24 protein-coding genes are annotated in these 22,287 nt (G+C 68.3%); 13 read left to right on the top strand and 11 right to left on the bottom strand.

Going from position 1 to position 22,287, the window contains the following annotated elements; all coding sequences use genetic code 11:
- Positions 1-10 precede the first annotated feature (10 nt).
- The 3 genes from VHL31_RS26305 to VHL31_RS26295 form a co-directional block, all read right to left on the bottom strand.
- Positions 11-1,330 (bottom strand): O-acetylhomoserine aminocarboxypropyltransferase/cysteine synthase family protein, encoded by a 1,320-nt coding sequence (locus tag VHL31_RS26305; protein ID WP_329664218.1) that lies wholly within the window; start codon positions 1,328-1,330, stop codon positions 11-13.
- A gap of 27 nt (positions 1,331-1,357) precedes the next feature.
- The gene (locus VHL31_RS26300; RefSeq protein ID WP_329664217.1) at positions 1,358-1,594 is read right to left on the bottom strand and encodes a hypothetical protein; all 237 of its coding nucleotides are present in this window, start codon (positions 1,592-1,594) and stop codon (positions 1,358-1,360) included.
- Between the two features lie 74 nt (positions 1,595-1,668).
- A complete protein-coding gene (locus VHL31_RS26295; RefSeq protein ID WP_329664216.1) occupies positions 1,669-1,986 on the bottom strand; it encodes a hypothetical protein in 318 nt (105 codons plus the stop codon).
- Between the two features lie 51 nt (positions 1,987-2,037).
- Between VHL31_RS26295 and VHL31_RS26290 the strand changes: the two genes are divergently transcribed.
- Together VHL31_RS26290 and VHL31_RS26285 are read left to right on the top strand one after the other, a co-directional pair.
- Complete coding sequence (locus tag VHL31_RS26290) at positions 2,038-2,259, top strand: hypothetical protein (protein WP_329664215.1); 222 nt, start codon at positions 2,038-2,040, stop codon at positions 2,257-2,259.
- Entirely contained in the window at positions 2,234-2,590 is a 357-nt protein-coding gene (locus tag VHL31_RS26285) for an MliC family protein (RefSeq protein ID WP_329664214.1), read from the top strand. Before VHL31_RS26290 ends, VHL31_RS26285 begins: the two co-directional genes overlap by 26 nt.
- Before the next feature lie 18 nt (positions 2,591-2,608).
- Here VHL31_RS26285 and VHL31_RS26280 read toward each other — a convergent pair whose 3' ends face one another.
- From VHL31_RS26280 to VHL31_RS26270, 3 genes are all read right to left on the bottom strand, one after another.
- Entirely contained in the window at positions 2,609-3,193 is a 585-nt protein-coding gene (locus VHL31_RS26280) for an HPF/RaiA family ribosome-associated protein (protein WP_329664213.1), read from the bottom strand.
- A gap of 116 nt (positions 3,194-3,309) precedes the next feature.
- On the bottom strand, positions 3,310-4,926 hold the full coding sequence (locus tag VHL31_RS26275) for an FAD-dependent monooxygenase (RefSeq protein ID WP_329664212.1): 1,617 nt from the start codon (positions 4,924-4,926) through the stop codon (positions 3,310-3,312).
- A gap of 31 nt (positions 4,927-4,957) precedes the next feature.
- Positions 4,958-5,428, bottom strand: coding sequence for a VOC family protein (locus tag VHL31_RS26270; protein WP_329664211.1), 471 nt, complete (start codon positions 5,426-5,428; stop codon positions 4,958-4,960).
- A 149-nt stretch (positions 5,429-5,577) separates the two neighbouring features.
- On the opposite strand from VHL31_RS26270, the gene VHL31_RS26265 reads away from it, so the two are divergent.
- A complete protein-coding gene (locus VHL31_RS26265) occupies positions 5,578-5,760 on the top strand; it encodes a hypothetical protein (protein WP_329664210.1) in 183 nt (60 codons plus the stop codon).
- A gap of 15 nt (positions 5,761-5,775) precedes the next feature.
- On the opposite strand, the gene VHL31_RS26260 is transcribed toward VHL31_RS26265, so the two are convergent.
- Positions 5,776-6,711: an acetamidase/formamidase family protein gene (locus VHL31_RS26260; RefSeq protein ID WP_329664209.1), complete on the bottom strand. Its 936-nt coding sequence runs from the start codon at positions 6,709-6,711 to the stop codon at positions 5,776-5,778.
- A 152-nt stretch (positions 6,712-6,863) separates the two neighbouring features.
- Between VHL31_RS26260 and VHL31_RS26255 the strand changes: the two genes are divergently transcribed.
- Complete coding sequence (locus VHL31_RS26255; RefSeq protein ID WP_329664208.1) at positions 6,864-7,319, top strand: YaiI/YqxD family protein; 456 nt, start codon at positions 6,864-6,866, stop codon at positions 7,317-7,319.
- Positions 7,320-7,368: 49 nt separating this feature from the next.
- On the opposite strand, the gene VHL31_RS26250 is transcribed toward VHL31_RS26255, so the two are convergent.
- The 3 genes from VHL31_RS26250 to VHL31_RS26240 all read right to left on the bottom strand — a co-directional run bounded on the left by VHL31_RS26250 (position 7,369) and on the right by VHL31_RS26240 (position 13,574).
- A complete protein-coding gene (locus tag VHL31_RS26250) occupies positions 7,369-7,791 on the bottom strand; it encodes an organic hydroperoxide resistance protein (protein WP_329664207.1) in 423 nt (140 codons plus the stop codon).
- A gap of 108 nt (positions 7,792-7,899) precedes the next feature.
- Positions 7,900-10,056, bottom strand: coding sequence for a calcium-binding protein (locus VHL31_RS26245; protein WP_329664206.1), 2,157 nt, complete (start codon positions 10,054-10,056; stop codon positions 7,900-7,902).
- Between the two features lie 179 nt (positions 10,057-10,235).
- The gene (locus VHL31_RS26240) at positions 10,236-13,574 is read right to left on the bottom strand and encodes a DEAD/DEAH box helicase (protein ID WP_329664205.1); all 3,339 of its coding nucleotides are present in this window, start codon (positions 13,572-13,574) and stop codon (positions 10,236-10,238) included.
- A 94-nt stretch (positions 13,575-13,668) separates the two neighbouring features.
- Here VHL31_RS26240 and VHL31_RS26235 point away from each other — a divergent pair, with 94 nt between their 5' ends.
- From VHL31_RS26235 to VHL31_RS26195, 9 genes are all read left to right on the top strand, one after another.
- Entirely contained in the window at positions 13,669-14,853 is a 1,185-nt protein-coding gene (locus VHL31_RS26235) for an N-acetylglucosamine-6-phosphate deacetylase (RefSeq protein WP_329664204.1), read from the top strand.
- 86 nt (positions 14,854-14,939) lie between these two features.
- Entirely contained in the window at positions 14,940-15,380 is a 441-nt protein-coding gene (gene gspG / locus VHL31_RS26230) for a type II secretion system major pseudopilin GspG (RefSeq protein WP_329664203.1), read from the top strand.
- Positions 15,349-15,804 carry a prepilin-type N-terminal cleavage/methylation domain-containing protein gene (locus tag VHL31_RS26225; protein ID WP_329664202.1) on the top strand — a complete coding sequence of 152 codons (456 nt, stop codon included), beginning with the start codon at positions 15,349-15,351 and terminating at the stop codon, positions 15,802-15,804. Before gspG ends, VHL31_RS26225 begins: the two co-directional genes overlap by 32 nt.
- Positions 15,794-16,270: a prepilin-type N-terminal cleavage/methylation domain-containing protein gene (locus tag VHL31_RS26220; RefSeq protein WP_329664201.1), complete on the top strand. Its 477-nt coding sequence runs from the start codon at positions 15,794-15,796 to the stop codon at positions 16,268-16,270. Before VHL31_RS26225 ends, VHL31_RS26220 begins: the two co-directional genes overlap by 11 nt.
- Entirely contained in the window at positions 16,257-16,928 is a 672-nt protein-coding gene (locus VHL31_RS26215; protein ID WP_329664200.1) for a prepilin-type N-terminal cleavage/methylation domain-containing protein, read from the top strand. Before VHL31_RS26220 ends, VHL31_RS26215 begins: the two co-directional genes overlap by 14 nt.
- Positions 16,925-18,130 carry a hypothetical protein gene (locus tag VHL31_RS26210; RefSeq protein ID WP_329664199.1) on the top strand — a complete coding sequence of 402 codons (1,206 nt, stop codon included), beginning with the start codon at positions 16,925-16,927 and terminating at the stop codon, positions 18,128-18,130. The genes VHL31_RS26215 and VHL31_RS26210 overlap by 4 nt, the downstream gene beginning before the upstream one ends.
- Complete coding sequence (locus VHL31_RS26205; RefSeq protein WP_329664198.1) at positions 18,127-19,380, top strand: PilN domain-containing protein; 1,254 nt, start codon at positions 18,127-18,129, stop codon at positions 19,378-19,380. The genes VHL31_RS26210 and VHL31_RS26205 overlap by 4 nt, the downstream gene beginning before the upstream one ends.
- Complete coding sequence (gene gspM, locus VHL31_RS26200; RefSeq protein ID WP_329664197.1) at positions 19,377-19,943, top strand: type II secretion system protein GspM; 567 nt, start codon at positions 19,377-19,379, stop codon at positions 19,941-19,943. Before VHL31_RS26205 ends, gspM begins: the two co-directional genes overlap by 4 nt.
- On the top strand, positions 19,940-20,473 hold the full coding sequence (locus VHL31_RS26195; protein ID WP_329664196.1) for a hypothetical protein: 534 nt from the start codon (positions 19,940-19,942) through the stop codon (positions 20,471-20,473). The genes gspM and VHL31_RS26195 overlap by 4 nt, the downstream gene beginning before the upstream one ends.
- Here the strand turns inward: VHL31_RS26195 and VHL31_RS26190 are convergent.
- The gene (locus VHL31_RS26190) at positions 20,470-22,287 is read right to left on the bottom strand and encodes an ATP-binding cassette domain-containing protein (RefSeq protein ID WP_329664195.1); all 1,818 of its coding nucleotides are present in this window, start codon (positions 22,285-22,287) and stop codon (positions 20,470-20,472) included. The two genes, VHL31_RS26195 and VHL31_RS26190, sit on opposite strands and share 4 nt — an antisense overlap.

The raw sequence follows: 22,287 nt of genomic DNA, 5'->3' as shown, positions 1-22,287 counted from the left end.
GCCGCCAAGCTCATGCCGCGGCGCGGGTGATCCGGCTGGAGGCTAGGAGCGCCTGATCGAGGTCGGCCAGAATGTCGTCGATATGCTCGATTCCGATGCTCAGGCGGACATAGCCGTCGGTCACGCCCGTCTGCTGCTGCTCGTCGGCGCTCAGCTGGGAATGGGTGGTCGTGGCCGGATGGATCGCCAGCGACCGGGCATCGCCGATATTCGCGACATGGTAGAAGAGCTGCAGCGCGTCGATGAAGCGGCGCCCGGACTCGAGCCCGCCCTTCAGCTCGAAGCCGACCAGCCCGCCATAGCCGCCCTTCAGGTAGGTGTCCGCGCGGCGGCGGGCTTCCCCTTCCTGCAGGCTCGGATGGATCACGGTCGCCACTTCCGGGCGCCCCTTGAGCCAGGCTGCGACCGCCGACGCGTTCTTGACGTGCTCGCGCATCCGCAGCGGCAGGCTTTCCACGCCCTGGATGGCCAGGAACGCGTTCAGGGGTGCGATCGCCGAGCCCAGGTCGCGCAGGAGCGTGACCCGTGCCTTGATGATGTAGGCGATCGGCCCCAGCGGCTTGACCGCCTCGACCCAGACGGCACCGTGATAGCTCGGGTCGGGCTGGTTCAGCAAGGGCTGGCGGGCCGGCACGGCCGCCCAGTCGAACGTGCCGCTGTCCACGATGATGCCGCCGATCGAGGAGCCGTGCCCGCCGATATACTTGGTGAGCGAGTGCACCACGATCGCGGCACCGTGGTCGATCGGGCGGGCCAGGATCGGTGCCGCGGTGTTGTCCACGATCAAGGGGATGCCCAGCGGCCGGCCGATCTCCGCAACCTCGCGGATCGGGAAGACCTGCAGCTTGGGGTTCGGCAGGGTCTCGGCGTAGTAGGCGCGGGTGCGCTCGTCGGTGGCGCGGCGGAAGTTCTCCGGATCGGCCGGATCGACGAAGCGGACCTCGATTCCCTGCTGCTTCAGCGTGTTCGCGAACAGGTTCCAGGTGCCGCCATAGAGATCGGTGGAGCTGACGATGTTGTCGCCGGCCGAGGCCAAGTTCTGCACCGAGAAGGCCGAGGCCGCTTGGCCGGAGGACAGCGCCAGCGCCGCCACGCCGCCTTCCAGTGCCGCGATCCGCTTTTCCAGCGCGTCCTGGGTCGGGTTCATGATCCGCGTGTAGATGTTGCCGAGCTCTTCCAGGCCGAACAGCTTGCGGGCGTGCTCGGTGTCGCGGAACTCGTAGGAGGTCGTCTGGTAGATCGGGACGGCGACGGCCCCGGTGGCAGGGTCGCTGCGCCAGCCACCATGCAGCGCCAGCGTTTCAGGATGCTTGGACGTAATGTCCGACATGAGAACGGTCCTATGAGGAAGAAGATGTCAGTGCTGGGTGTCCCGGGCGGACGGGGCGCCGCGGCCGCCTGTCTCGCGCAGCGCCCGTTTCATGGCGCCGGCGGCCCGCTGCACCTGCTCAAGGCGGCGGAACCTGCTGCCGTCGAGCAGGCGGAAGGCCGGGTCGGCGGCAACGAAGCGAAAGACGTCACCGGTCCGCACCAGCAGGCCGACATGCTGGTTGTCCACCACGACATGAAGGGGAGATGATTGCGCGCAGATCATCGTTCGGATCCAGGGCAAAGCGATGGTAGCTAGGGCCGGATTGGTCCGGGTGCCGGCCAGATCAGCCGGCGTGGCTACAGGCTCGCAGGCCACAGGATCCCGATGAGGATGGGATGACGTTGGTTCGCATGGATCGGCTCGCCTTTCACAAGGTGAACCACGACCAGGTCGTGGCGCTTTAGCGTTTGTTGACGCGGCGCAAGCTGGGCCTTCAAATTGCCGCGGCCGGCCAACAGGCCGACACTGATAACTACTACCATGAGCAGCATTTCGTTCAACGACGCGCTGCCCGCATGAGAATCAGTAATACTAAGCCCTGCATCAACCTTGGGGCATGAACGAGGCCGGACAATGGTCGGGCGCCTTTGGGTCATTCCGCCGGCTTCGGCCACGATGCTGGATCCTCTGCGGGCCCGCGCTTCCACGTATGGGGCCTTGATGGCATGCCGGCAGGAGATGGGGGCTGCCTGCCTTGCGGCGCGACCGGCCGCCTTCTGGAGGATGCCACGGCTGGGCTGGATCCGTTCGGAAGCCCCTCCTATGACCTTGCGCTGGTGCAGGGGAAGCCCAAGGGTGGGCAGGGACGGGCAACAATGATCTGCGTCTATGACAAGGCGGGCGGAAAGGTGGAGGTCGGCAGTGCGATCGACGGGACGGACAATTGACGGTGGCGGGGCCGCCTTTCTCGGTGCGGCCCTGATGGCGCTGGGTGGATGCGCCACCCAGCCGGCGGACGATCCCGAGATCAAGGCCGTCTCGACCGTGGAGTATCGCTGCGAGGACGGTACCCGGCTCGGGATCTGGTTCGAGCCGGACACCGCGATCATCACTGAGAACGGCGGCGAGACCCTGATCCTCCCCCAAAAGCTCGCCGGCTCGGGGATCTGGTACGGTACCGACCAGTTCGACTTCCGCGGCAAGGGCGACCAGGCGACCTGGACGTCCGGCAGCCGGCCGCCCACCGAGTGCGCGGTGGAAAAGGCTCCGCCCGCCTGACGTCCTGCCGGGACAGGTTCAGGAGGCGGCGCGTTCCTTGGTGAACAGGCGGACCTCCGTCGCCCGCGGGCCCATCGGCCCCTCGGCCGGCGACGGGGTCACCTGGACCATGGCGCCGACCTCGATCTCGTCGAACCCGCCGCTCACGACGTCGTCCTTGGTGAAATGAAGGTCGGGCGAGCCCACGATCTCGATGAAGCCGTAGCCGGCATCCGGGAAGATCCGGACGACCTGGCCGGTACGCAGGGTGCCGCCGTCGATGTGACGGGCGTGGTCGCGCTGGGTCCGGACCGAGTCCTCGAGCTGGCGCTGCGCCGCGTCGAACGCGCGGTTCACGACCGCGGTATGGTCGTTCTTCACCTCGCGCCGCTCGGTGTCGCTCCGGCCGACGATCAGGTTACGGCCGGGTACCTCGACCTCGACCGCGACGGCGATCGCGGTCTTTCCGCTATCGGGGCTGCGGTGAGGCACCTCGACGGCGACCCGGCAACCGATCACATGGGGATGGTGTCGCTCCAGGCGCTCCGTCCGTTCGCGGATCATCGCGTCGAGAGAGGGTGAGGACTCCAGTCCCTTGTAGGTGATCTGCAGCTGCCGTTCCATGCGGAGCTCCCCGTTTCGTTCGAGTGGGCGAATGCAGGTCCTCAATGACGAACGTCGGTACGAGGTTCCAATCGATCAAGGGGCCATGCCCGCGGCTCACCGGCCCGGCAGCTGTATCAGGCGGGCGCCAGGACCTTCTCCAGGTACCGGATGGGGCCGTCGCCCTCCAGGCCGCGATAGCCGATATGGCCGTCGGGGCGAACCACCCAGGCCCGTTGGCGTCCGCTGCCGTAGGCGGCGGCGAACATGCCGTCGGCATCCTCGATCAGCGGGAGGAGCGGAAGGTCGGTACGCCCCTGGCCCGGTGCCACGATCCCGTAGCAGCGCACCCGCCGGCCGAACCGGTGCCGGAGCAGTGACGCCGTGGCTACCCCGCGGCCTGCCTCGTCGTCGTCCTGAACGTCGAGCAGCAGCACGTGCTCGGTCCCCCGCAGAAGATCGAACAGTCGCACCGGCATGCCAAGGCCCAGGCGGCGCAGGCCGGATGCATCCGGCGCCCGGTCGCCCGCGGCGGGACCATCGGCCTCGCCTGACATCTCGTCGACGACCCAGGCGCTGTCCCGATAGGCGATCGTCAGCTGGGAGTCCTCCAGCCGCGTATCGCTGCCGCGCTTGCCGCCGGTCTGGCCCGTCCGGAACGCCGCGGTCTGCGCGATCGTGCGCTCGAGCACGTCCATGCCGACCGGGCGACGCTCCGCCTCATAGCTGTCGAGCAGCGTTCCCGGTGCTTCGCCACGGACGACCAGGGCCAGCTTCCAGGCCAGGTTGTACGCATCCTGGATTCCGGTGTTCATGCCTTGGCCCCCTGTGGGGGGGTGGATATGGGCGGCATCCCCGGCAAGGAAGAACGGCCCCTTTCGATAGGCGTCGGCCAGGCGCATGCTGATCCTGAAGATCGAGGACCAGCGCAGGTCGGACAGCGTGACGCCCGGCATCAGCCGCTCGGTGATGGCCTGCAGGACCGCCAGGTCGGGGGGAGTCCGCTCCGCCTGGATCCCGTGAGCATCGTCCGACTGCTGGCCAGGCTCCTGGGCAAGCTCGGGCGGGGCGTAGGAGGTGAGCCGGTATCTTCCCTTGTCGGGCAGCGGCACCGCTACCAGGAAGCCGGTCATTTCCCCGTCCTCCATCTGCACGGCCCGGATCCCCACCCCACGCGGCACCGGCCAGTCGACCGCGACATCCCCCAGCATGAACTCCACCGGGTAGGCCTCGCCCGGAAAGCCGATGCCGGCTGCCTTGCGGACCATGCTGTGGGCACCGTCGCACCCGACCACGTAGCGGAAGTTGGCCTCCTCGGTGCGGCCGTCCTCGTGCGCGAGCCTGACCGCGACCCCGTTTAGGGAAGGTTCGGCGGACTGCAGGGACGTGCCGCGCTCGGGCAGGATGCCCAGGCGGCGAGCATGCTCGCCCAGCACGAACTCGGTCTCGTATTGCGGAAGGCCCAGGGTAAGCCCGTAGGGCAGGGCCGGCAGCCCCTCCGTGATCTCCTTGACCAGCTCGCCGTTCACGATCAGCCGCAGGCCGGTCAGCCAGAGCCCGCCTTCGATCATCGGACGGACGATGCCCATGTCCTCCCAGACTTCCAGCGTGCGCGGCGTGACGCCCAGAGCCTTGCAGTAGCCGGTGGGCTGCGCCAGCTGGTCGATGATCCGGCAGGTGGCGCCGTGGCGGGCAAGTTCGGCAGCCAAGGTCAGTCCGACCGGGCCCGCCCCGACGACCAGGATATCCGTCATGAAACCGCTTCCTTCTTGCCTGTGCGACCGTTCAGGTTGGGTAGCGGCGGTCAGGCCCGGGGATCCGCCCGGCATTGCCGAGCTCGATCACGTAGCCGAAGTCCTTTTCCGTATCGAGGTAGTAGTGCTCGTCCTGGTCGAACCGGCCGCTCTGGGTGACCGGGTAGCCCCGCCGCGCATAGTCAGCCACCGCCTTGGCGCAGTCGGCATGGAAGAGCTTCACGTGGTGGAGGCCCTCGCCCTTCTTCTCCAGGTGCTCGTCATAGATGCAGTAGCCGCTCACCGGCTGCAGCAGCTCGAGCTGCATCCCGCCGCTCCAGGCCAGCGCCAGGAGCGCCTGGTGGTCCGCGGGGCGACCGCGATACACGAAGTCGTCCACCTTCGTCGCATCGAACTCGTACACGTCCCAGGGTCCGATCCCGCAGACCTCCCAGTGGCGCTTCATGGCCGCCTCGATGTCGCGCACGACATAGGCGACCTGGATGATGCTTCCCTCGATCATGCCGTTGTTCTTTCTTCTCGCCGCACGGAGCTTCCCGCCCCGTCCTTCATCGTGCGCCCGCTGGCAGAAGGGCTCAACTCCGATCGTCGTCCGGACGGAACGACCCCGTGGCGCCGCCGTTCTCAAGGCAGGCCAACCGGAGTTCAGCCATGAGCAAGACGCCCCCGATCCCCGAGGCGAACCGCGATCCAGGCATGACCGGGCACACGCCCAGCCAGCCGAAGACCGGCCACACGCCGAAGGCGCCCGTGAACAGCAACCTCAAGGAGGTTGGTCGCCAGGGCAACATCAACCAGAACACCCACAATCAGGGCTACCAGCAGGGCCGCTGAGCCCTGGGGAGCGGCCTAGAGCCGCTCCTTCGCCAGCATCATGTGGCAGCCCTTCTGGCCGTCGACCGTCTGCGTGACGCGGAGGTCGGCGGCCAGCGAGCATAGCATGTAGGCCTGGTTTCGGGTCAGGGCCGTACGACGGCAGATATGCTCGACCATCTGTCGCACCGCCTGGGCCGCCGCATCGTCCAGGTCCTCGTGCAGGCCGATCGAGATCAGGTGCGTTGCATTTTCCGCGAACGGATAGGTGTAGCCCAGGTCCTTGCGGACGGTCAGCCGTACCGTGCCGGTCAGCGCCGTTTCCAGCGCAGTGATGCAGACCTCCCCATCGCCTTGCACGCCATGACCATCCCCGGCGCTGAACAGGGCGCCCTCGTTGAACACGGGCAGGTAGAGCGTCGCCCCAGGCTTCAGCTCCTTGTTGTCCATGTTGCCGCCGAACACGCGCGGCGGCGGTGTCGGCTGCCGGCCCCAGGCCTTGGGCGGGGCTACGGCGATGACGCCGAAGAACGGGTCGAGCGGCTGCTCCTTGCCCCAGGGCCAGGTCATCGTGCCCCGGTTGCGATCGATGGTCGGATGGATCGTCTCGTACTCGGTGAATTCGTCTGGCAGCGTGCCGAGCAGCGGCAGGATCGACACGAACCCCCAGTCATAGGGGAACTCGTGGGAGAGGATGTCGATCTGCAGGATGTCGCCGGGCTCGGCGCCACGCACATAGATCGGCCCGGTCACGAAGTGAGGGCCGTTGCCGGGCGTCCGCTCGAACGCGTCCAGATGCGCCTGCAGGACGCGCGAGCGATCCGCCGGCAGGCTGTCCAGGCCACCGGCCGGCCAACTGGTCAATGTCACCGTATCGCCGGAATCGACTTCGAGGATGGGCGGCAGGCTCGCATCGAAGAACCCGTAGATCATGTTCTCGGGTAGCGGCTCGATGACGTGGTGGCGGCTCATGGCGTTCTAGTTCCCCTGGGAGCTGCCCGCCAGCATATGGAGCGGCACAGGATCGGCAAGGCTAAGCCGCTGATATTCTTTGCTTATCATCGCGCCATGGCGCCCGCCCCGCGATCAGTTCATGATCACGGCGCGAGCATTGGGAAGGCAGCTTGAACACGATCTTCATCGACGCTGACGCCTGTCCGGTAAAGGACGAGGTCTATCGCGTCGCCGATCGCTACCAGTGGAAGGTGGTGGTCGTCGCCAACATGTGGCTGCGCGTGCCGGACCATCCGCGGATCACCCGAATGATCGTGAACGAGGGGCTGGACCGTGCCGACGACTGGATCGCCGAGCATGCCGCCGAGGGCGACATCGTGATCACGGCCGACGTGCCACTGGCCGATCGCTGTGTGAAGACGGGCGCACGGGTGATCGGACCGGCAGGCAAGGCCTTCACGCCCTCCTCGATCGGCGCCGACCTCGCCATGCGCAACCTGATGACGTCGCTGCGCGAGACCGGCGAGATCCGTGGTGGCGGGCGGCCGTTCGCCAAGGAGGATCGCTCACGCTTCCTCGTGGCCCTCGATACCGCCGTGCAGGCCATCCGCCGCACCGGGCGCTGAAAGCGGCCCGGCGCAAGCCGGGCGCGCTTCTACGGCGCTCGCGGGATCGTCAGACGATGTTCGTCTTCACGTCGACGTTACCCTTGATCGAGTGCGAGTACGGGCAGACCACGTGGGCATCCTTGGCCAACTGCTCTGCCGTGGCGCGATCGATGCCGGGAAGGCTGACGTCCATGGAGATCGCAAGACCGAAACCGCCCCCGTCCTCGCGCGGGCCGATGCCGACGCTGGTGGTGATCTTGGCATCGTCGCTGATCGTCACCTTCTGCTTGCCAGCGACGAACTTCAGCGCGCCCAGATAGCAGGCGGAATAGCCGGCGGCGAACAACTGCTCGGGATTGGTTCCGGCACCACCGCCGCCGCCCAGTTCCTTCGGCGTGTCGAGTTGGACGTCGACCTTGCCGTCCTCCGTCCGCGCATGGCCCGTCCGGCCGCCGGTGGCATAGGCCTTGGTGGTGTAGAGTATCGGCATGGATGTCCCTCCTGCATAAACGGGCGGCCCATTCGCCCCCATCCCTGCATATAGGACGTCGCGCTGGCGCGTCGACCTCGGGTTCCACACTGACAGCCGGCAACAACCTCAGGCGAGATCGCTGCCCAGCAGCCGGTCCAGGCCGACCAGGGTCAGGCGATGGGCGGTCGCAGGGCCGAGTTCCAATGCCGCTCCCAGGTCCAGGGTCAGGCTGGGCCTGCCGTCCACGCTACCGGTGATGACGCCGCGGTCGCCGGCGCCGATGACGCCATCGCCGTTGCTGTCCAGCATCGCGAAGGTTGGCGGGCGGTTCTCGGCACCCACGCCACTCCCACCGCGCAGGAGGAGCAGGTCCTCTCCCTGGACGAAATCCATGACGAGGTCCTGCTGGTCGCCCAGCAGCAGACCATCGGACGCATAGGCGCGGAACAGGAAGCGGTCCTCCCCCGCACCGCCGGCCAGCACGTCGCCGCCGCCCCCACCCGCGATCAGGTCATCGCCGGCACCGCCCTGGACCCGATCGTCGCCGCCCCCGCCGCCGATCTGGTCGTTGCCGCCGTCGCCGAGCAGGATGTCGGCACCGCTGCCTCCACCCAGCCAGTCGCGCCCAAGACCGCCATGGAGGAGATTGCTGCCGCTGGCGACGCGGATCACGTCGTCCCCGCCCTCGCCGAAGACTCGCACGCCGCCGCCGGCCACCTCAGCCCGGTCGGAGCCGCTGCCGAGATGAACGGCGGCATGGTCGAACAGGCCAGTGCCGAGCCTCACCCAGTCGTTGCCAGCACCCGCCAGGATCTCGGCCAAGCCGTCATCGTCGACGATGGCGTCGTCGCCGTCTCCGCCGTCGAGCAGGTCCGCTCCGGCTCCGCCTGAGAGGACATCCCGGCCGATGCCACCCTCCAGGACATCGTCGGCCAAGCCCCCGAGCAGGTTGTCGTCGCCCGAACCGCCCTGGAGGCGGTCCTGCCCGCCCTCGCCGATCAGGCTGTCGTCGCCATCGCCGCCGAAGATCCGGTCGTCGCCGCGACCGCCGATCAGCATGTCGTTGCCGCCCAGGCCCTGGATGACATCGGCGCCGCCCGCACCCGACAGGACATCGTCCAAGCCGGTGCCGCGCAACCCGTCATTGGCAAGGCCGCCCGATTGGTTGGTGCCGAACCGCACGGGGATCGACTGGCCCGGCGCGGCGCCGGGAAGCGGAGTGAGGCCGGTCTGGAAGTCGGTTCCCGCCAGGCTGGTCACGCCGAACAGGGTCACGGTCACCGCGGATGCCTCGGGCGAGGAGGCCGCCGCGCGGATGACCAGCGATTGCTCCGTCACCCCGTCGAGCGTCACCGCCCGGATCGAGATCCCGGCATCGCGGCTGTCCAGCAGCCCGTCCCCGTTCGTGTCGAACCGCCTGAAGCTGCGCCCCTCGAACGCCAGGCGGTCCTGGCCGCGCGTGAAGTCGGTGATCGTGACATCGCCCGCGGAGGGGCGGAACAGGTCGATCCCAGCGCCACCGGTCAGGACGGCACGTCCCGCGAAGCCTACCAGTGTGTCCGCACCATCGCCGCCGTCCAGGATGGCGACGTCGCCGACACCCAGCAGGCGATCGTTGCCGCTGCCGCCGTGCAGGTCGTTCCAGCGGCCGGTCCCTTCGATACGGTCGTCGCCATCATCGCCATAGGCGCGGACGACCAGGCTGGAGATGCCCGGGAACTCGTCGTCCGCAAAGCGCATCTGGTCGGCATCGCCGCCGCCCCGGGCGATCGCGATCTTCGCAGCCATCACGACTTGGTCGGCGCCGGTGCCACCGTCCAGATAGGCCGCGTCGGCGCCCTCGACGAAGAAGCGGTCGTCACCCGCATCGCCCAGTGCTACCGCGCCGTCGACACCCTGCAGATGGATCTGATCCTGACCGGCACCGCCGCGGGTCATGCCGCCGCCACCGCCATCGAGCAGCCTGTCGTTCCCGTCGCCGCCGTCGATCAGGCCGCCACCGGAGCGATCCTCGATCTGGTCGTCCCCGGCCTCGCCGATCAACTGGTCGTCGCCCGGCTCCTCGCCGATCGTGATCCCGCCAAGGTCGGGATCGACCGAGCCGTCGCCGCCGATCACGTCGTTGCCGAGACCGCCCACGATGATGTCGTCGCCGAGGCCGCCGGCCAGGATGTCCTGGCCGGCGCCACCGGTGATCCAATCGTGACCGGCCTTCCCCGCGATCACGTCGTCCTGGCTGCTGCCGGAAAGGCTGTCGTCATCGTCGCTGCCGGTCAGGCGCATCGGGGAAATCCGACTTGAGGCATCTCATTAAGAGAAATTTAGTGAAATGCTCACTGTCGGGCGTGTCGAAAATGGTGGTGGTCGTACCCGAAGGCTTGTTCGCCCGGAAGTTGAGAATTGTGGTCCGTGGCTCAAGCGGAGCGACAGGTGCCGGCGCTGAACCGGCACCTGTCGGCCGGTCAGGCCTCCAGCGGCGCGAACAGCTGGTCGATGTCCTGCTCGGAGAAGCTCAAGCCCCCGGACGTTCCGGTCAGGATGCCGTCCACCAGCGTCTTCTTCTTCTGCTGCAGCTCGATCATCTTCTCCTCGACCGTGCCGGACGAGATCAGCTTGTAGACGAACACCGTCTTGTCCTGCCCGATACGGTGGGCGCGGTCGGTGGCCTGGGCTTCCACGGCCGGGTTCCACCACGGGTCGTAGTGGATGACCGTATCGGCCCTGGTCAGCGTCAGGCCGGTACCGCCGGCCTTCAGGCTGATCAGGAAGATCGGCACCTCGCCCGCCTGGAACCGCTTGACCGGGGTCTCGCGGTCCTTGGTCCGGCCCGTCAGCTTCACGAAGTCGATCTCCAGCTCGACCAGCAGCTTCTCGATCAGGTCGAGCATCTCGACGAACTGCGAGAAGATGATGATCTTGCGGCCGTTCTCGATCATGTCCGGCAGCATGTTGGACAGGAGCTCGAGCTTGGCCGACTGCGAGAGGCCGAAGCTCTCCGCCTTGTCGCCCTTGAGCAGGCGCGGGTCGCAGCAGACCTGCCGCAGCTTGAGCAGGGCTTCCAGGATCGCGATGTTCGACTGCGAGATGCCCCGCTCGGCGATCTCCTGCCGGATGCGGGCATGCATCGCCAGGCGCACGGTCTCGTAAAGATCGCGCTGCGTGTCGGTCAGCTCGATCTCGCGCATGATCTCGTTCTTCTCAGGCAGGTCCTGCGCGACTTGGTCCTTCGTCCGACGGATCATGAACGGGCGCACGCGCGCGGCCAGCAGCTGCTGGCGCTCCTGGTTGCCGTCCTTCTCGATCTGGGTGCGGAACACCTTCCTGAAGTTCTCCCGGTCACCGAGATAGCCGGGCATCAGGAAGTTGAACATCGACCAGAGCTCGCCGAGATGGTTCTCGATGGGCGTGCCGGTCAGGCACAGGCGCTGCTCCGCCTTGATCTTGAACGCCGTCCTCGCGAGCTTGGTGGTCGGATTCTTGATGGCCTGTGCCTCGTCCAGCACCACCAGGCGCCAGTCGCGGGCCAGCAGCTCGTCCGAATCCCTAAGCAGCAGGGCGTAGGACGTGAGCACCACGTCATAGTCCTTGATGTGCTCGAACAGGTCGTGCCGGTCCTGCCCGTGCAGCACGAGCAGGCGGATGTTCGGCGTGAACTTCCGCATCTCCGACCGCCAGGTCGGGATCAGGCTGGTCGGCCCCACGATCAGGACCGGCTTGTCCAGCTTGCCCTGCTCCTTGAGCAGCGCGATGTGCGCCAGCGTCTGCAGGGTCTTGCCCAGGCCCATGTCGTCCGCCAGCACGCCCGAGATGTTGGCGTGGTGGAGGAACTGCAGCCAGTCAAGACCCTGCTTCTGGTAGGGCCGCAGCTCCGCCTTCAGCTGCTTGGGTGGCATGCATTTTGGCAATTCGCCTGTCGACGAGAGCTGGCGTGCCACCTGCCGGATGGCCTCGCCGCCGTTCCACACCAGCGTGTTCTTCGGCAGCTCGTCTTCCAGCTGCACGAGTCTGGTGGCCTCGGCCTTGGACAGGCGGAGCGCGCCGTCGTCGTTCACCTTGCCGGCTGCCAGCAGCTCGTAGAGCGAGCGCAGGATCGCAGCCAGCCGCTCGGCCGGGATCGGCAGGATGCGGCCGTCCGGCAGGTTGGCGTAGATCGGCTCCTCGCCCGCCTCTTCCAGGGCGGAGGGCGACATGCTCTCCGGTGCACGCTCGAACAGCTCGAGGATGACCGGCAGGAGCGGCATGCGCTCGCCGTCCACGTCGATCTCGACCTTCGCCTCGAACCAGTCGATGCCGCTCTCGACCACATCGAGATGCCAGCCATTGGTGACCTTGGCGACCCGGTAGGGATATTCCGGAGCGAAGATTACCTTCCAGCCCTCGCGGGCCAGGCGCGGCAGCTCCTGGTGGTTGAACTGCACCCAGCGGAAGGAGAGGTCGTCATCCTCCTCGCCTTCCTCGAAGGTGAAGTCCTGTCGGCAGGTCGGGTCGGCGAACTTGCCAAGGCCGGTTGGCCCAAGCGGCTGCAGGCCCAGCGCGTTCAGGCGCTCGACATAGGGCACCTCCAGCAGCGCATCGCGGGCGATCACGAGGAGGCGGTTGTCGGAGACGTGGTTGATCTCAGTCTTGCCGTCCTGCCAGCCGACCTGCGCGCCGGCATAGTCGAACGACAGGCGGAGCAGCGGCAGGTCGACGTCCTCGACCTCCTTGTTCCACCCGAGACCACGCTGCACCTGCACGCGCGGGCAATGGAGGTAGAGCACCGGCGTGGGCGCCACCTCGACCCGCTCGCGCTTCTTCAAAGGTTCGGGCAGCGGGATGTCCAGGACGGCCGCGACCAGCTTCTGGCGCACCAGGCCCGCCGTGGTGGCGGGCACGGCGGGCGCGTTCAGCAGGTGGCGGAGCTGGCGCACGTCCAGCCCGGTGTCGACCTTGCCGACGAAGCCTTCCTTGAGGTCGGCATACCAGGGCTCGCCGAGGTTCAGGACGATCGTGTCGTCGTTCGCGTCGTCGATCTCGCAAAGGGCCCGCTGCTGGCCCTCGCCATTGAAGCGCCAGACGATCTTGCCGGTGCGGTCGTCGCCCATCACCAGGGCGGGGTTGGTCGTGCTCTGCCAATGGCACCGGCCGGTCGCCAGCATCATCTTCAGCACCTCGCCGTCGGTCTGCCCGGACAGGCGGCGGACGTTGCCCTGCACGCCGGACAGCATCCGGCCGATCACCTGGTCTTCCAGGGTGACGAAGCGGGGCGCGTCCTCGCTGGCGATCTGCGTGATCGAGACCGGGTTGTCGCGGCCGTAGATCCCGTCGCGGAGCCTGCGGGCGCGGATCGTGCGGACGCTGAGCGGCTGCGCCACGCCCAGGTCGCGCCAGGACCGCTGCGCCGGCTCCAGCAAATAGAGGATCACGTCGTTGTCGGCATCGCCCGCCCGGGTCGTCCCGGTGATCGAGGCGAGCCAGGCCTCCAGCTCGCTGTCGATGGCGACCGTCTGCTCCTCCGGCTCCGGAGCGGCCGTCTTGTGCAGCGCATGCAGCAGCATCGCCACCGCATGCTCGCACTGGGTGTGGATCATGCAGGTGCAGGTCGAGGAGACCTTCACCCGGCCGCCTCGCCCGTTCTGCACCTGGATCCGCACGAGGTACGGCACCCGGCGGTCCGTTTCCTTGACCTTGCCGGAAACCGTTTTCCCGTCGCGCTCGACATCGAGCTCGACGACGGTCCCCTGCTCCTGGAGCGTTTCCCCGCGCTTCCAGGTTGCCGAATGGTAGAGCCGCTCTAGGTCGGCGCGAGTGAAAGGCAGCATGATTGTTTTTTGTCGTCAGCGCAGGTTGACGCTACGGTCTGCGGACCATCCGTAGACCGTTCAATAGGCCGATCGGAGCCTGCGACGCTCGTCGATGACGGGCGTTTCACGCACGGAGCGCGGAGGGGGTCGTGATGTCCCACAGGCGAGCGAACGACTGCTCTACATGAAACCAACTTCATCCGTGATCGACGGTCTCGTTGCGGTCGGTGACCAGTTCCACCCGGTGCTGGTGCAGTTCGGACACACAATCCTGAGCATCCAACCGCATGACACCGCAAGGAAAGATCGTTTCATCATTCCCGGCTTCATCGATGCCCATGTCCATGGCGGCGACGGAGCCGACGTCATGGACGGTGCCGATGCCGTCGAGCAGGTCGCAGCATTTCATCTGCGACACGGCACGACGACGCTGCTGCCCACCACGGTCACCGCTCCGGTGGAAAAACTGCTCGCCGCTTTCACCGGCATCGGCGATGCCAGGCGTCGCGACGACGGCGCCCGGGCGAACATACCCGGCGTGCATCTCGAAGGTCCCTTCATCAATCCCGACAAGCTGGGCGCTCAGCCGCCCTTCGCCATCGCACCCGACCTGGAACTGGTCGGCGAGCTATTCGGCCGTGCAACGATCATCGTTGCGACGATAGCACCGGAAATCGATCCCGGGCACAAATTGATGTCCGAATTATGCCGACGCGGTACGAGAGTGCAGATCGGGCACAGTCTTGCCGACTGCGCGACCTGCCGTGCCGCCCTGCTGGCCGGTGCCGCCGGCTTCACGCACCTCTTCAATGCCATGAGTGGCGTTGACCATCGGCGTCCGGGCGTCGCCGCCGCGGCGCTGGCCTATGCTGACCATGCCGAGATCGTCGCCGATCTGCTGCACGTGGCGCCCGATGCCATCCGGATGGCGCGACGGGCCATTCCTGGCCTCTACGCCGTCACGGACGCCATGGCCGCCGCGGGCTGCCCCGCAGGAGAATACAAGCTGGGCAGCCACTATGTGGTGTCCGACGGCACCTCTGCAAGGCTGGCCGACGGGACTTTGGCAGGCAGTCTGCTCACCATGGACAGGGCCTTCGCCAATTTGCTGCATCTTGGCCTGCCACTTGCGGAAGCGTCCCGCCGGACCTCGACCATCGCCGCCGACTACCTGGGGCTGGCCGACCGGGGCAGGATAGCACCCGGCCAGCGTGCCGATCTGCTGGTTGTCGACGCAGCGGGGAAGATCCAGGAGATCTACTTGGCCGGTTCGCCGATTTCACCCGCGATGCGCTGACGTCTGGTCAGAGTGCTTGCCCAACTGCACCGGTCTCGGCCATATGCGCGCGTTCGTCCGCCATGCTCCGTGGAGTGAGCTTGTTCATGTCGTCCACCCGTCGCCGCCACGCCAGCGCCGAAGCCGGCTTCACGCTGATCGAGCTGCTGGTCGTGCTCGTCATCCTGGGCCTCCTGGCGGCCCTCGCAGGACCGAGGGTGCTCGGCTACCTGTCCAGCGCACGCTCCGACACCGCCAAGCTTCAGATCGAGAACCTCAGCCAGGCGCTGGAACTCTACAAGCTGGACAACGGCGCCTATCCAAGCACCGCGCAGGGCCTGGCCGCGCTGGTGGCGGCACCGTCGGGAGCGCCTTCCTGGCGTGGTCCGTACCTGACGAAGGCCGAACTGCCGAAGGACCCATGGGGTCGCGACTATGTCTATCGTTCGCCCGGCCAGCAGGGCCCGTTCGACCTGGGCTCGCTCGGCTCGGACGGCACACCGGGCGGGCAGGGCGATGCGGCGGACGTCGGCAACATCGCGCGCTGACGGCGTCGTCGCGGACGAGGCCGGCTTCACCTTGATCGAGCTGCTCGTGGTCCTGGCGATCCTCGCGCTCGCGACGGGATGGATCGCCGTGCGCGCCGGGGCCTTTCTCGGCGGCAATGTCGGCACGGCTGCGGCCGATGCACGCCGCGCCCTGGTGAACTGCCGGACCCAGGCGCAGATCGCCGGGGTCCCGGTGCTCTGCAAGGTCGATGCCGTCGCACGCCGGGTCGGCTCCGTCACCTTGAAGGGCTCGCCGGACCGGCTGGAACTGGCGGGCGGGACCACCGACGGCTCCGTGCTCTTTTATCCCACCGGCGAGGCGTCGCCGGCCCGCCTCCTCGTGGGGAAGGGAAGCGAGGAGAAGTATCTCGACATTTCGGCCGTCACCGGTCGCGTGCGCGTGCTGGTGGACGATGCGGGCTGACCATCACGTCGCGGGCAGGCCACGGGCACCCATCGACACGGCCGGGTTCACCATCCTTGAGGTGCTGGTGGCGCTCACGGTGCTGGGGCTCGTGGTGGCGGTGCTGTTCGAGGGCATCGCCAGCGGCCTGCGCCGGACCAGCTACGAGGAAGCCCAGCTGGCCCTGGTGTTGGAAGCCGAGCGGATCATGGCGCGCATTGACCTGGACCTGGGCGGCGGTGTCGCGGTGCAGGACGGCACCGACGGCAACCTGCGCTGGCGGCTCGAGCGGCGCGAGGTGCCCACGGAGCCGGAGGACGAGGATCCTCCCGAGATCGGCGAGGATGCCGGCGAGGATGCCGACGATGCCGGCAAGGTGGTGCTGGTCGACTATGAGGTGACCGTGGAAGGCCCGGATGGACGGACCCTCACGGTCGGGACCCGGCGCGTGCGGACAGCGGAGGGCAATGCCGATGCGGCGCGCTGAGGCAGGCTTCACGCTGATCGAGCTGCTGGTCGCCATGACCCTGCTGGCGCTCCTTGCAACGATCGTGACCCGTGCGCTGGGCTCGACCAATCTCGCTGTCGGGCGCGGGGAGGAGCGGGTGTCGAATCTGGTGGCGGCCTCCGACCTGCAGCAATTGCTCGTGCGCGAGATCGGCCGGGCGCGGCCCTATGTGCCCGACCGGGCCGGTCGCCCGGTGCCGGTCTTCGCCGCGGAGCCCGAGCGCCTGCGATTCATCGAGGTCACGCCGGAAGGTCGGCCGCCCCCGCCCTTCCTCCTGGTGGAGCTGACGATCGAGGACCTTGCCGGCGCCAGCCGCCTGCTTCTGCGCAAGGTGCCGCTGACCGGTGGAATGGACGCGGTCGAAGCAGCGCTCGCGGCAGCACCGCCGACGGTGCTGCACGAAGGTGCCGCCTATCGCCTGCGCTATTACGGCACGTCCAGCGAGAACGCCCGGCCGGGCTGGGTGGACAGCTGGCCCAGGACGGCCGCAGACATTCCGCGGGCCGTGGCCCTGGCGATCACGCCCGCTGCCGGGACCGCCCTGCCCGAAATCGTGGCGACGTTCCCGGTGACGGGATCGGCCATCTGCGGCAACGAGAACATCGCCTGTCGCCTGCTTCCGGATAGCGGCCGATGATCCGGGACCAGCGCGGAACGGCGGTGCTCGTGGTGATCTGGATGACGGGCGTGCTGGCGGTAATGTCGCTGAACTTCGCGAGCCGCGTGCGCGAGGCCTCCCAGGAGGTCCGTGCCGCGGAGGCGCGGCTGCAGGCGGTGGCGGCGATCGACCGGCAGGTCGCGGAGACCGTCTACGAGCAGTTGGAGGCCCGCGAGGAGGAAGCGCAAGCCAGTCAGGACGCTGGCGACGGTACCGGGCAGGGCGTCGGAAGCGACCGGTATGCCGACGAGCAGGTGCCGGCCGGCGGCACGGTCGAACCCTCGGTCGAGCCTGCCGCAACGCCGGACGGCGAAGAACAGGCGGCCAGCGAAGGAAGCGACGACGGCAAGAAGTCGCTGGCCGAAACCATGGTCACCGTCCAGCAGCCGATCACGAAGACCGTGGCCGTCGGCAATGTCAACCTGTACCTCCATGCCGAGCCGGAGATGGGAAGGATCGACGTGAATCGTGGTGATCCACGTGTAGTGCGTGCTCTGCTGGAAAAGCTCGCCGACCGCGGGACCGCCTCCCGTGCCGTCGAGGTGATGCGCAGGGCGCAGGAGCGCGCGCAGCGCATCGGTGCCGTCAGCGGCGAGGAACCGCCGGCCTTCGCGACGGTCGAGGCATGGATCGCGGCCATCGAGCTGGAGCCCGCGACCGCCGACCGGATCCGGCCGTTCGTCACCACCTATACCGGTGCCAGGTCCGTCGACCTGGCCTATGCACCCCAGGAAGTCATCGACATTCTTCCCTTCCTTTCCCGCTCGCAGAAGGAGCGCATCGCCAAGGCGCGCGAGCGGTCGTCGGCCGCCTTGATGCAGGTGCTGGCCCAGATCGCCGAGGATCCCACCACCGCCCAGGACGAGGCGGAAACGGAGGGCGAGGCCCAGCAGGCGACGCGACAGGTCATGCGCGTCACCGTCGAAGCGACCGTGGAGGGCGTGCTGCGGCGGACCGAGCGGATCGTGCTGGCGTTCAGCGATGAGGGAGGTGGTGGTGGCGGCAGCGGCGGCCCCGCTGCTGCCGAGGAGGTGACCGAGACCGTCGGGATCGGTGCACCGCCGCCCGATCAGGCCGTGGCGGCACCCCCGCCTTTCATCGTCCTGGACCGCATGACTCTCGACATGACCCCGGCCGCCGCCGCCAGGGCGGCAGCTCCGCCCAAGGAGGAAGGGCTGTGACCGCCGCTCTCCTGGATCCACCCGAACCGACCAGCGGCCTGGCGCGCTTCTGGCAATGGTGGACCGACGAGTTGCGGGCCCTGATGCCGCGCCGGCGGCGCGATCCGTTGCTGCGCAAGGCGGTCATCCTGGTGGGCGACGGTCTGGGTTTCCGGGTGATCGTGCGGCGGGGATCGGATCCTGTCGACATGGGCCGCCTCGACCAGCCGCGGCCCAGCCGGATCGACATCAAGCGCGGTGTGAGCGATCCACGCCTGGTGCCGGACGAGCAGTCGATCGCGCTGGCCGGCCGCATCAACCGGAGCGGCCTGCCGGTCGTGCTGCGTCTGCCGGCAACCGAGGGGCTCGTCGCCCACGACGAGCTGCCGGCCGCCGCCGAGCGCCACCTGCAGGACGTGATCGGCCACCGGGTCGACGTGCTGACGCCCTGGACGGCGGAGCAGGTGGCCTTCGATACCCGGGTGATCGGCCGGCTTCCCGAGCAGGGCCGCATCCAGGTGGAAGCCGCGTTCGCGCCGCGGGACACCGTCCAGCGCCTGGGCGCGCTGCTGGCTTCGTTCGGAGTCCGCCCGGCCGTCGTCGACATTGCCGGCCGTTCGGTGGACGACCTGCCGCGCATCGACCTCCTGCAGGGCACCGGCCGGCGCCGCTCGCGCTTTGGCATGCTGGTGCTGGTCAGCCTGGCGATCGCCTTGCCCGTCCTGTCGGCTGCGCTGTTCTACGACGTGTGGCAGCGCTCCTTCCTGGTGGAGGAGCGCCAGCAGCAGGAGCTGGTTCTGGCCGGGCGCATGGAGGAGGTGGCTGCGGCCCAGGCGCAGCGGATGCAGGCCCTGGCCGATGCCAACTTCCTCCATGCGCGTCGTGCCGAGCGGCCTTCGCCCCTGGTGGCGCTGGAGATCGTGGCCCGCGAACTGCCGGGCGATGCCTGGCTGTCGCGCTTCGAGCTGTCCGGCAACAAGATCACCATGTCGGGCGAGGCGAGCGAGGCGCCGCGGGTGCTGGCCCTGATCGGCGCCGACAAGCGCTTCAGCAACGCGGCACTGGGCAGTTCCAGCACGCGTGGCCCGTCCACGGCCCCGGAACTGTTCGGGATGCCGGTGGACCGGTTCACCCTCAATGCGCTCCTCGACCCGAACGCCATGGTCGAGCCGCTCCCGCCGGTGAGCGAGGAGTCGCTGCTGGAGCCGGGGCCCGAGGGCCTCGATTTGGAGGAAAGCCTCGATCCCGCTGACGAGGGAGGCCCGCCGTGAACGCTCTCCTCCAGCGTCCGGGCATCGCTCGTGTTCTGGCGCTAGCCATCCTCGCCTGTGTGGTGGCGGCCGCCATCGGATCAATCGTGACGCCGCTCTGGCTGATCGACCGCCAGCACCGCAAGCTGGCCGAATCGGAAACCCGCCTGCGCGTTTCCCATGCCGAACTGGCGGAACGCCTTCGCACGGCGCAGGCGGATGAGATCCCGGAACTGCAGGGAACGATCGAGGCGGAAAGCCCGTCTCTGGCCGGCGGCATCATCCAGGAGCTCGTCGGCAACACGGTGCTGATGTCAGGCGGGGAGCTGCGTTCGGCGGAACTCCTGCCCACCCATGCGGAGGACGGGTTCACCGCCGTTCCGATCCGGGTCACCTTCAACGGCGATTCGCTCATGCTGCGCGAGTTCCTCTACCGCATCGAGACCTCGTCACCCGTGCTCGTGGTCGACCGCCTGGACGTGACGGCCGAACAGAACATGGACGACACGTCGAACCCCTGGCAGGGCGACGTCCAGATCGCGGCCGAGATCGTCGGCTGGATGCGGTCGGAGGCCCCGCCATGAAGGGTGTCAGCCCGGTCACGATCGGCCTCGTCCTGCTGGCCTTGCCCATCCTGGTCTGGCTCTGGTGGACCTCGGGCGAGGAAGAGGCGCCCATTGCCGCCGTCAGCCGCCGCGAGATCCCGGCCGGCGGCGGGCAGCCGGCCGGAGCGGGAGCGAACGCGACGCCGCGCGAGCTGCCGCCGATCGAGACCTTCTCGGCGATGATCGACCATCCGCTGTTCGCGGCGACCCGCCGGCCGCCCGGCATGAGCTCGGTCGAGGAGGAGCCGCCGCCGCCGGAGGACAGCGCCCTGCCGCCGCCGCCCGAGGACAATATCGCCGATCGCTACCGACTGGTCGGCACGGTGCAGGAAGGTGGCCGGATCACCGCGTTGCTGGCCGCGACCAACGGCTCGTTTGTGCGCGTGCGCCGCGGCGACCGGGTGGAGAGCTGGACCGTGGGCGCCATCAACCGCCAGCGCGTCCTGATGGTGAAGGGCGAGAGCGCGACCGAGCTCACGCTCGAGCCGGTCGGCGCCCTGAGCCCCTAGCCCAGCGAGATCGCCTGGGCCTCGTCGGCGCGCTCCTGCCGGTCGGCCTCTTCCTGCTGCGCGCGCCACAAGGCCGCATAGCTGCCGCCCTTGGCCAGCAGCAGGTCGTGGCTGCCCCGCTCGATCACCCTGCCTTCATCCAGCACGACGATCTCGTCCGCGTCCCGCACCGTGGACAGGCGATGGGCGATGATCAGCGTCGTCACTCCATGCGAGGCCCTGGTCAGGCTCTCCTGGATCATCTGCTCGGTCCGCGTGTCGAGCGAGGACGTCGCCTCGTCCAGGATGAACAGGCGCGGATGCTTGAGCACCGCCCGCGCGATCGCGACGCGCTGCTTCTCGCCGCCCGAGAGCCTGAGGCCGCGCTCGCCCACGATCGTGTTCCAGCCATCCGGCAGGGCGGCCACGACCCGGTCCAGCCCAGCGATCCGCGCCGCCTCCGCGACCTCGTCCGGCGTGGCCTCCGGCCTGCCGAATGCCACGTTGCTGGCCAGCGTGTCGTGGAACAGCACGGTGTCCTGCGGGACGACGGCGATGGCATCGCGCAGGCTCGCCAGCGCGATCTCCTCGATCGGCAGACCGTCGATCAGGAGGCGGCCACCTGTCGGCTGGTAGAGGCGGAACAGCATCCGGGCCAGCGTCGACTTGCCCGACCCGCTCCGCCCGACCACCGCCAGCGTCCTGCCGGCCGGCAGGTGCAGGTCGATGCCGCGCAGCACCGGTCGCCTCGGATCGTAGCCGAAGGTCAGCCCCTCCATCCGCACGTCGACAGGTCCGCCGGCCGGAAGCGCGCGCGTGCCCGAGGACAGGGCCGTCTCGGTGGGTTCGCCCATCAGGCGGCGCAGGCGCCGGGTCAGGTCGAGCGCCTGGGTGAACTCGCGGGCCATGTGCCCCAGCCGCTCCACCGGCCCGATCACCTGCAGCACATAGGCGTTGACGAGCACGAAGCCCCCAGGACTGAGCCGCCCTGCCGCCGTCTCGCGCGCCGCCAGGAACAGGGCCGCCCCCAGGGCCGCGCCGAAGATCAGGGCCAGCAGTACCCCCACGCTCGAATGGATCCGATAGTAGCCGCGCCAGGCGGAGGAGCCACGCTCCAGCGAATCTTCCAGCTGCCGAATGATCCGGGTGCTCCGCCCGAACAGCTTGACCGTCTCGTGGTTGAGCAGCGCGTCGGTGGCCACGCCCATCGCCTCCGCGTCGCCGGTCGATGCCGCGAGATGCCGCTGCCGCTGCTCGGCCAGGCCCCAGTAGAACACGAAGCCGTAGGCGGCCATGAACGCGACCAGCACGAGCAGGATGTTGGTCGGGATGTCCACCGTCAGCAGCACCGCGAGCGTGGCGCCCACCTCGACCACGAAGGGCAGGACCGAGTGGACCATGGCGTCCAGCATCCGCCGCCAGCCCAGCAGCCCGTCGGACACGGTGCGGTTCAGCTCGCCGGTGCGCCGGCCGAGATGGAAGGCATGGGGCAGGTCCAGGACATGCGCGTAGGTCTGCTGGGCGAGTGTCCGCTCGACGAAGCGCATGACGCCACCATAGAGGTAGTACATGCCGTGCCAGGACGCCCGCCCGAGGCTCAGGAGAGCGGCATAGGCCAGGACGGCCACGGTGGCGCCGGTGAGGTCCGCCGCCGTCAGGTCATCGACCGTATGGCCCAGTGCCAGGGGTGCGACCGCATGGAAGGCCGAGCCCAGCGACACGAGGCTCACCACGGCCACGACCCGCCAGCGTTGCCGCCAGCTCAACAGTCCCCAGACGACCTTCCCGGAATCCCACAGGCTGGTCCAGAACGGCTCGGCTCTTTCTGCGTTCAA

Origin of the sequence: Geminicoccus sp. (assembly GCF_036263595.1) — a bacterium.
Classification (GTDB): Bacteria; Pseudomonadota; Alphaproteobacteria; order Geminicoccales; family Geminicoccaceae; genus Geminicoccus.
Note: the sequence above shows the minus strand (reverse complement) of the source record. Positions and strands in the feature narration are given on the sequence as shown.

Excerpts from the sequence above, each read along its gene's own strand:
- VHL31_RS26305 (WP_329664218.1), bottom strand. The coding sequence starts at position 1,330 with ATGTCGGACATTACGTCCAAGCATCCTGAAACGCTGGCGCTGCATGGT.
- VHL31_RS26300 (WP_329664217.1), bottom strand. The coding sequence starts at position 1,594 with ATGATCTGCGCGCAATCATCTCCCCTTCATGTCGTGGTGGACAACCAG.
- VHL31_RS26290 (WP_329664215.1), top strand. The coding sequence starts at position 2,038 with ATGCCGGCAGGAGATGGGGGCTGCCTGCCTTGCGGCGCGACCGGCCGC.
- VHL31_RS26280 (WP_329664213.1), bottom strand. The coding sequence starts at position 3,193 with ATGGAACGGCAGCTGCAGATCACCTACAAGGGACTGGAGTCCTCACCC.
- VHL31_RS26275 (WP_329664212.1), bottom strand. The coding sequence starts at position 4,926 with ATGACGGATATCCTGGTCGTCGGGGCGGGCCCGGTCGGACTGACCTTG.
- VHL31_RS26270 (WP_329664211.1), bottom strand. The coding sequence starts at position 5,428 with ATGATCGAGGGAAGCATCATCCAGGTCGCCTATGTCGTGCGCGACATC.
- VHL31_RS26265 (WP_329664210.1), top strand. The coding sequence starts at position 5,578 with ATGAGCAAGACGCCCCCGATCCCCGAGGCGAACCGCGATCCAGGCATG.
- VHL31_RS26260 (WP_329664209.1), bottom strand. The coding sequence starts at position 6,711 with ATGAGCCGCCACCACGTCATCGAGCCGCTACCCGAGAACATGATCTAC.
- VHL31_RS26250 (WP_329664207.1), bottom strand. The coding sequence starts at position 7,791 with ATGCCGATACTCTACACCACCAAGGCCTATGCCACCGGCGGCCGGACG.
- VHL31_RS26245 (WP_329664206.1), bottom strand. The coding sequence starts at position 10,056 with ATGCGCCTGACCGGCAGCGACGATGACGACAGCCTTTCCGGCAGCAGC.
- VHL31_RS26240 (WP_329664205.1), bottom strand. The coding sequence starts at position 13,574 with ATGCTGCCTTTCACTCGCGCCGACCTAGAGCGGCTCTACCATTCGGCA.
- VHL31_RS26235 (WP_329664204.1), top strand. The coding sequence starts at position 13,669 with ATGACGGGCGTTTCACGCACGGAGCGCGGAGGGGGTCGTGATGTCCCA.
- gspG (WP_329664203.1), top strand. The coding sequence starts at position 14,940 with ATGTCGTCCACCCGTCGCCGCCACGCCAGCGCCGAAGCCGGCTTCACG.
- VHL31_RS26225 (WP_329664202.1), top strand. The coding sequence starts at position 15,349 with ATGCGGCGGACGTCGGCAACATCGCGCGCTGACGGCGTCGTCGCGGAC.
- VHL31_RS26220 (WP_329664201.1), top strand. The coding sequence starts at position 15,794 with ATGCGGGCTGACCATCACGTCGCGGGCAGGCCACGGGCACCCATCGAC.
- VHL31_RS26215 (WP_329664200.1), top strand. The coding sequence starts at position 16,257 with ATGCGGCGCGCTGAGGCAGGCTTCACGCTGATCGAGCTGCTGGTCGCC.
- VHL31_RS26210 (WP_329664199.1), top strand. The coding sequence starts at position 16,925 with ATGATCCGGGACCAGCGCGGAACGGCGGTGCTCGTGGTGATCTGGATG.
- VHL31_RS26195 (WP_329664196.1), top strand. The coding sequence starts at position 19,940 with ATGAAGGGTGTCAGCCCGGTCACGATCGGCCTCGTCCTGCTGGCCTTG.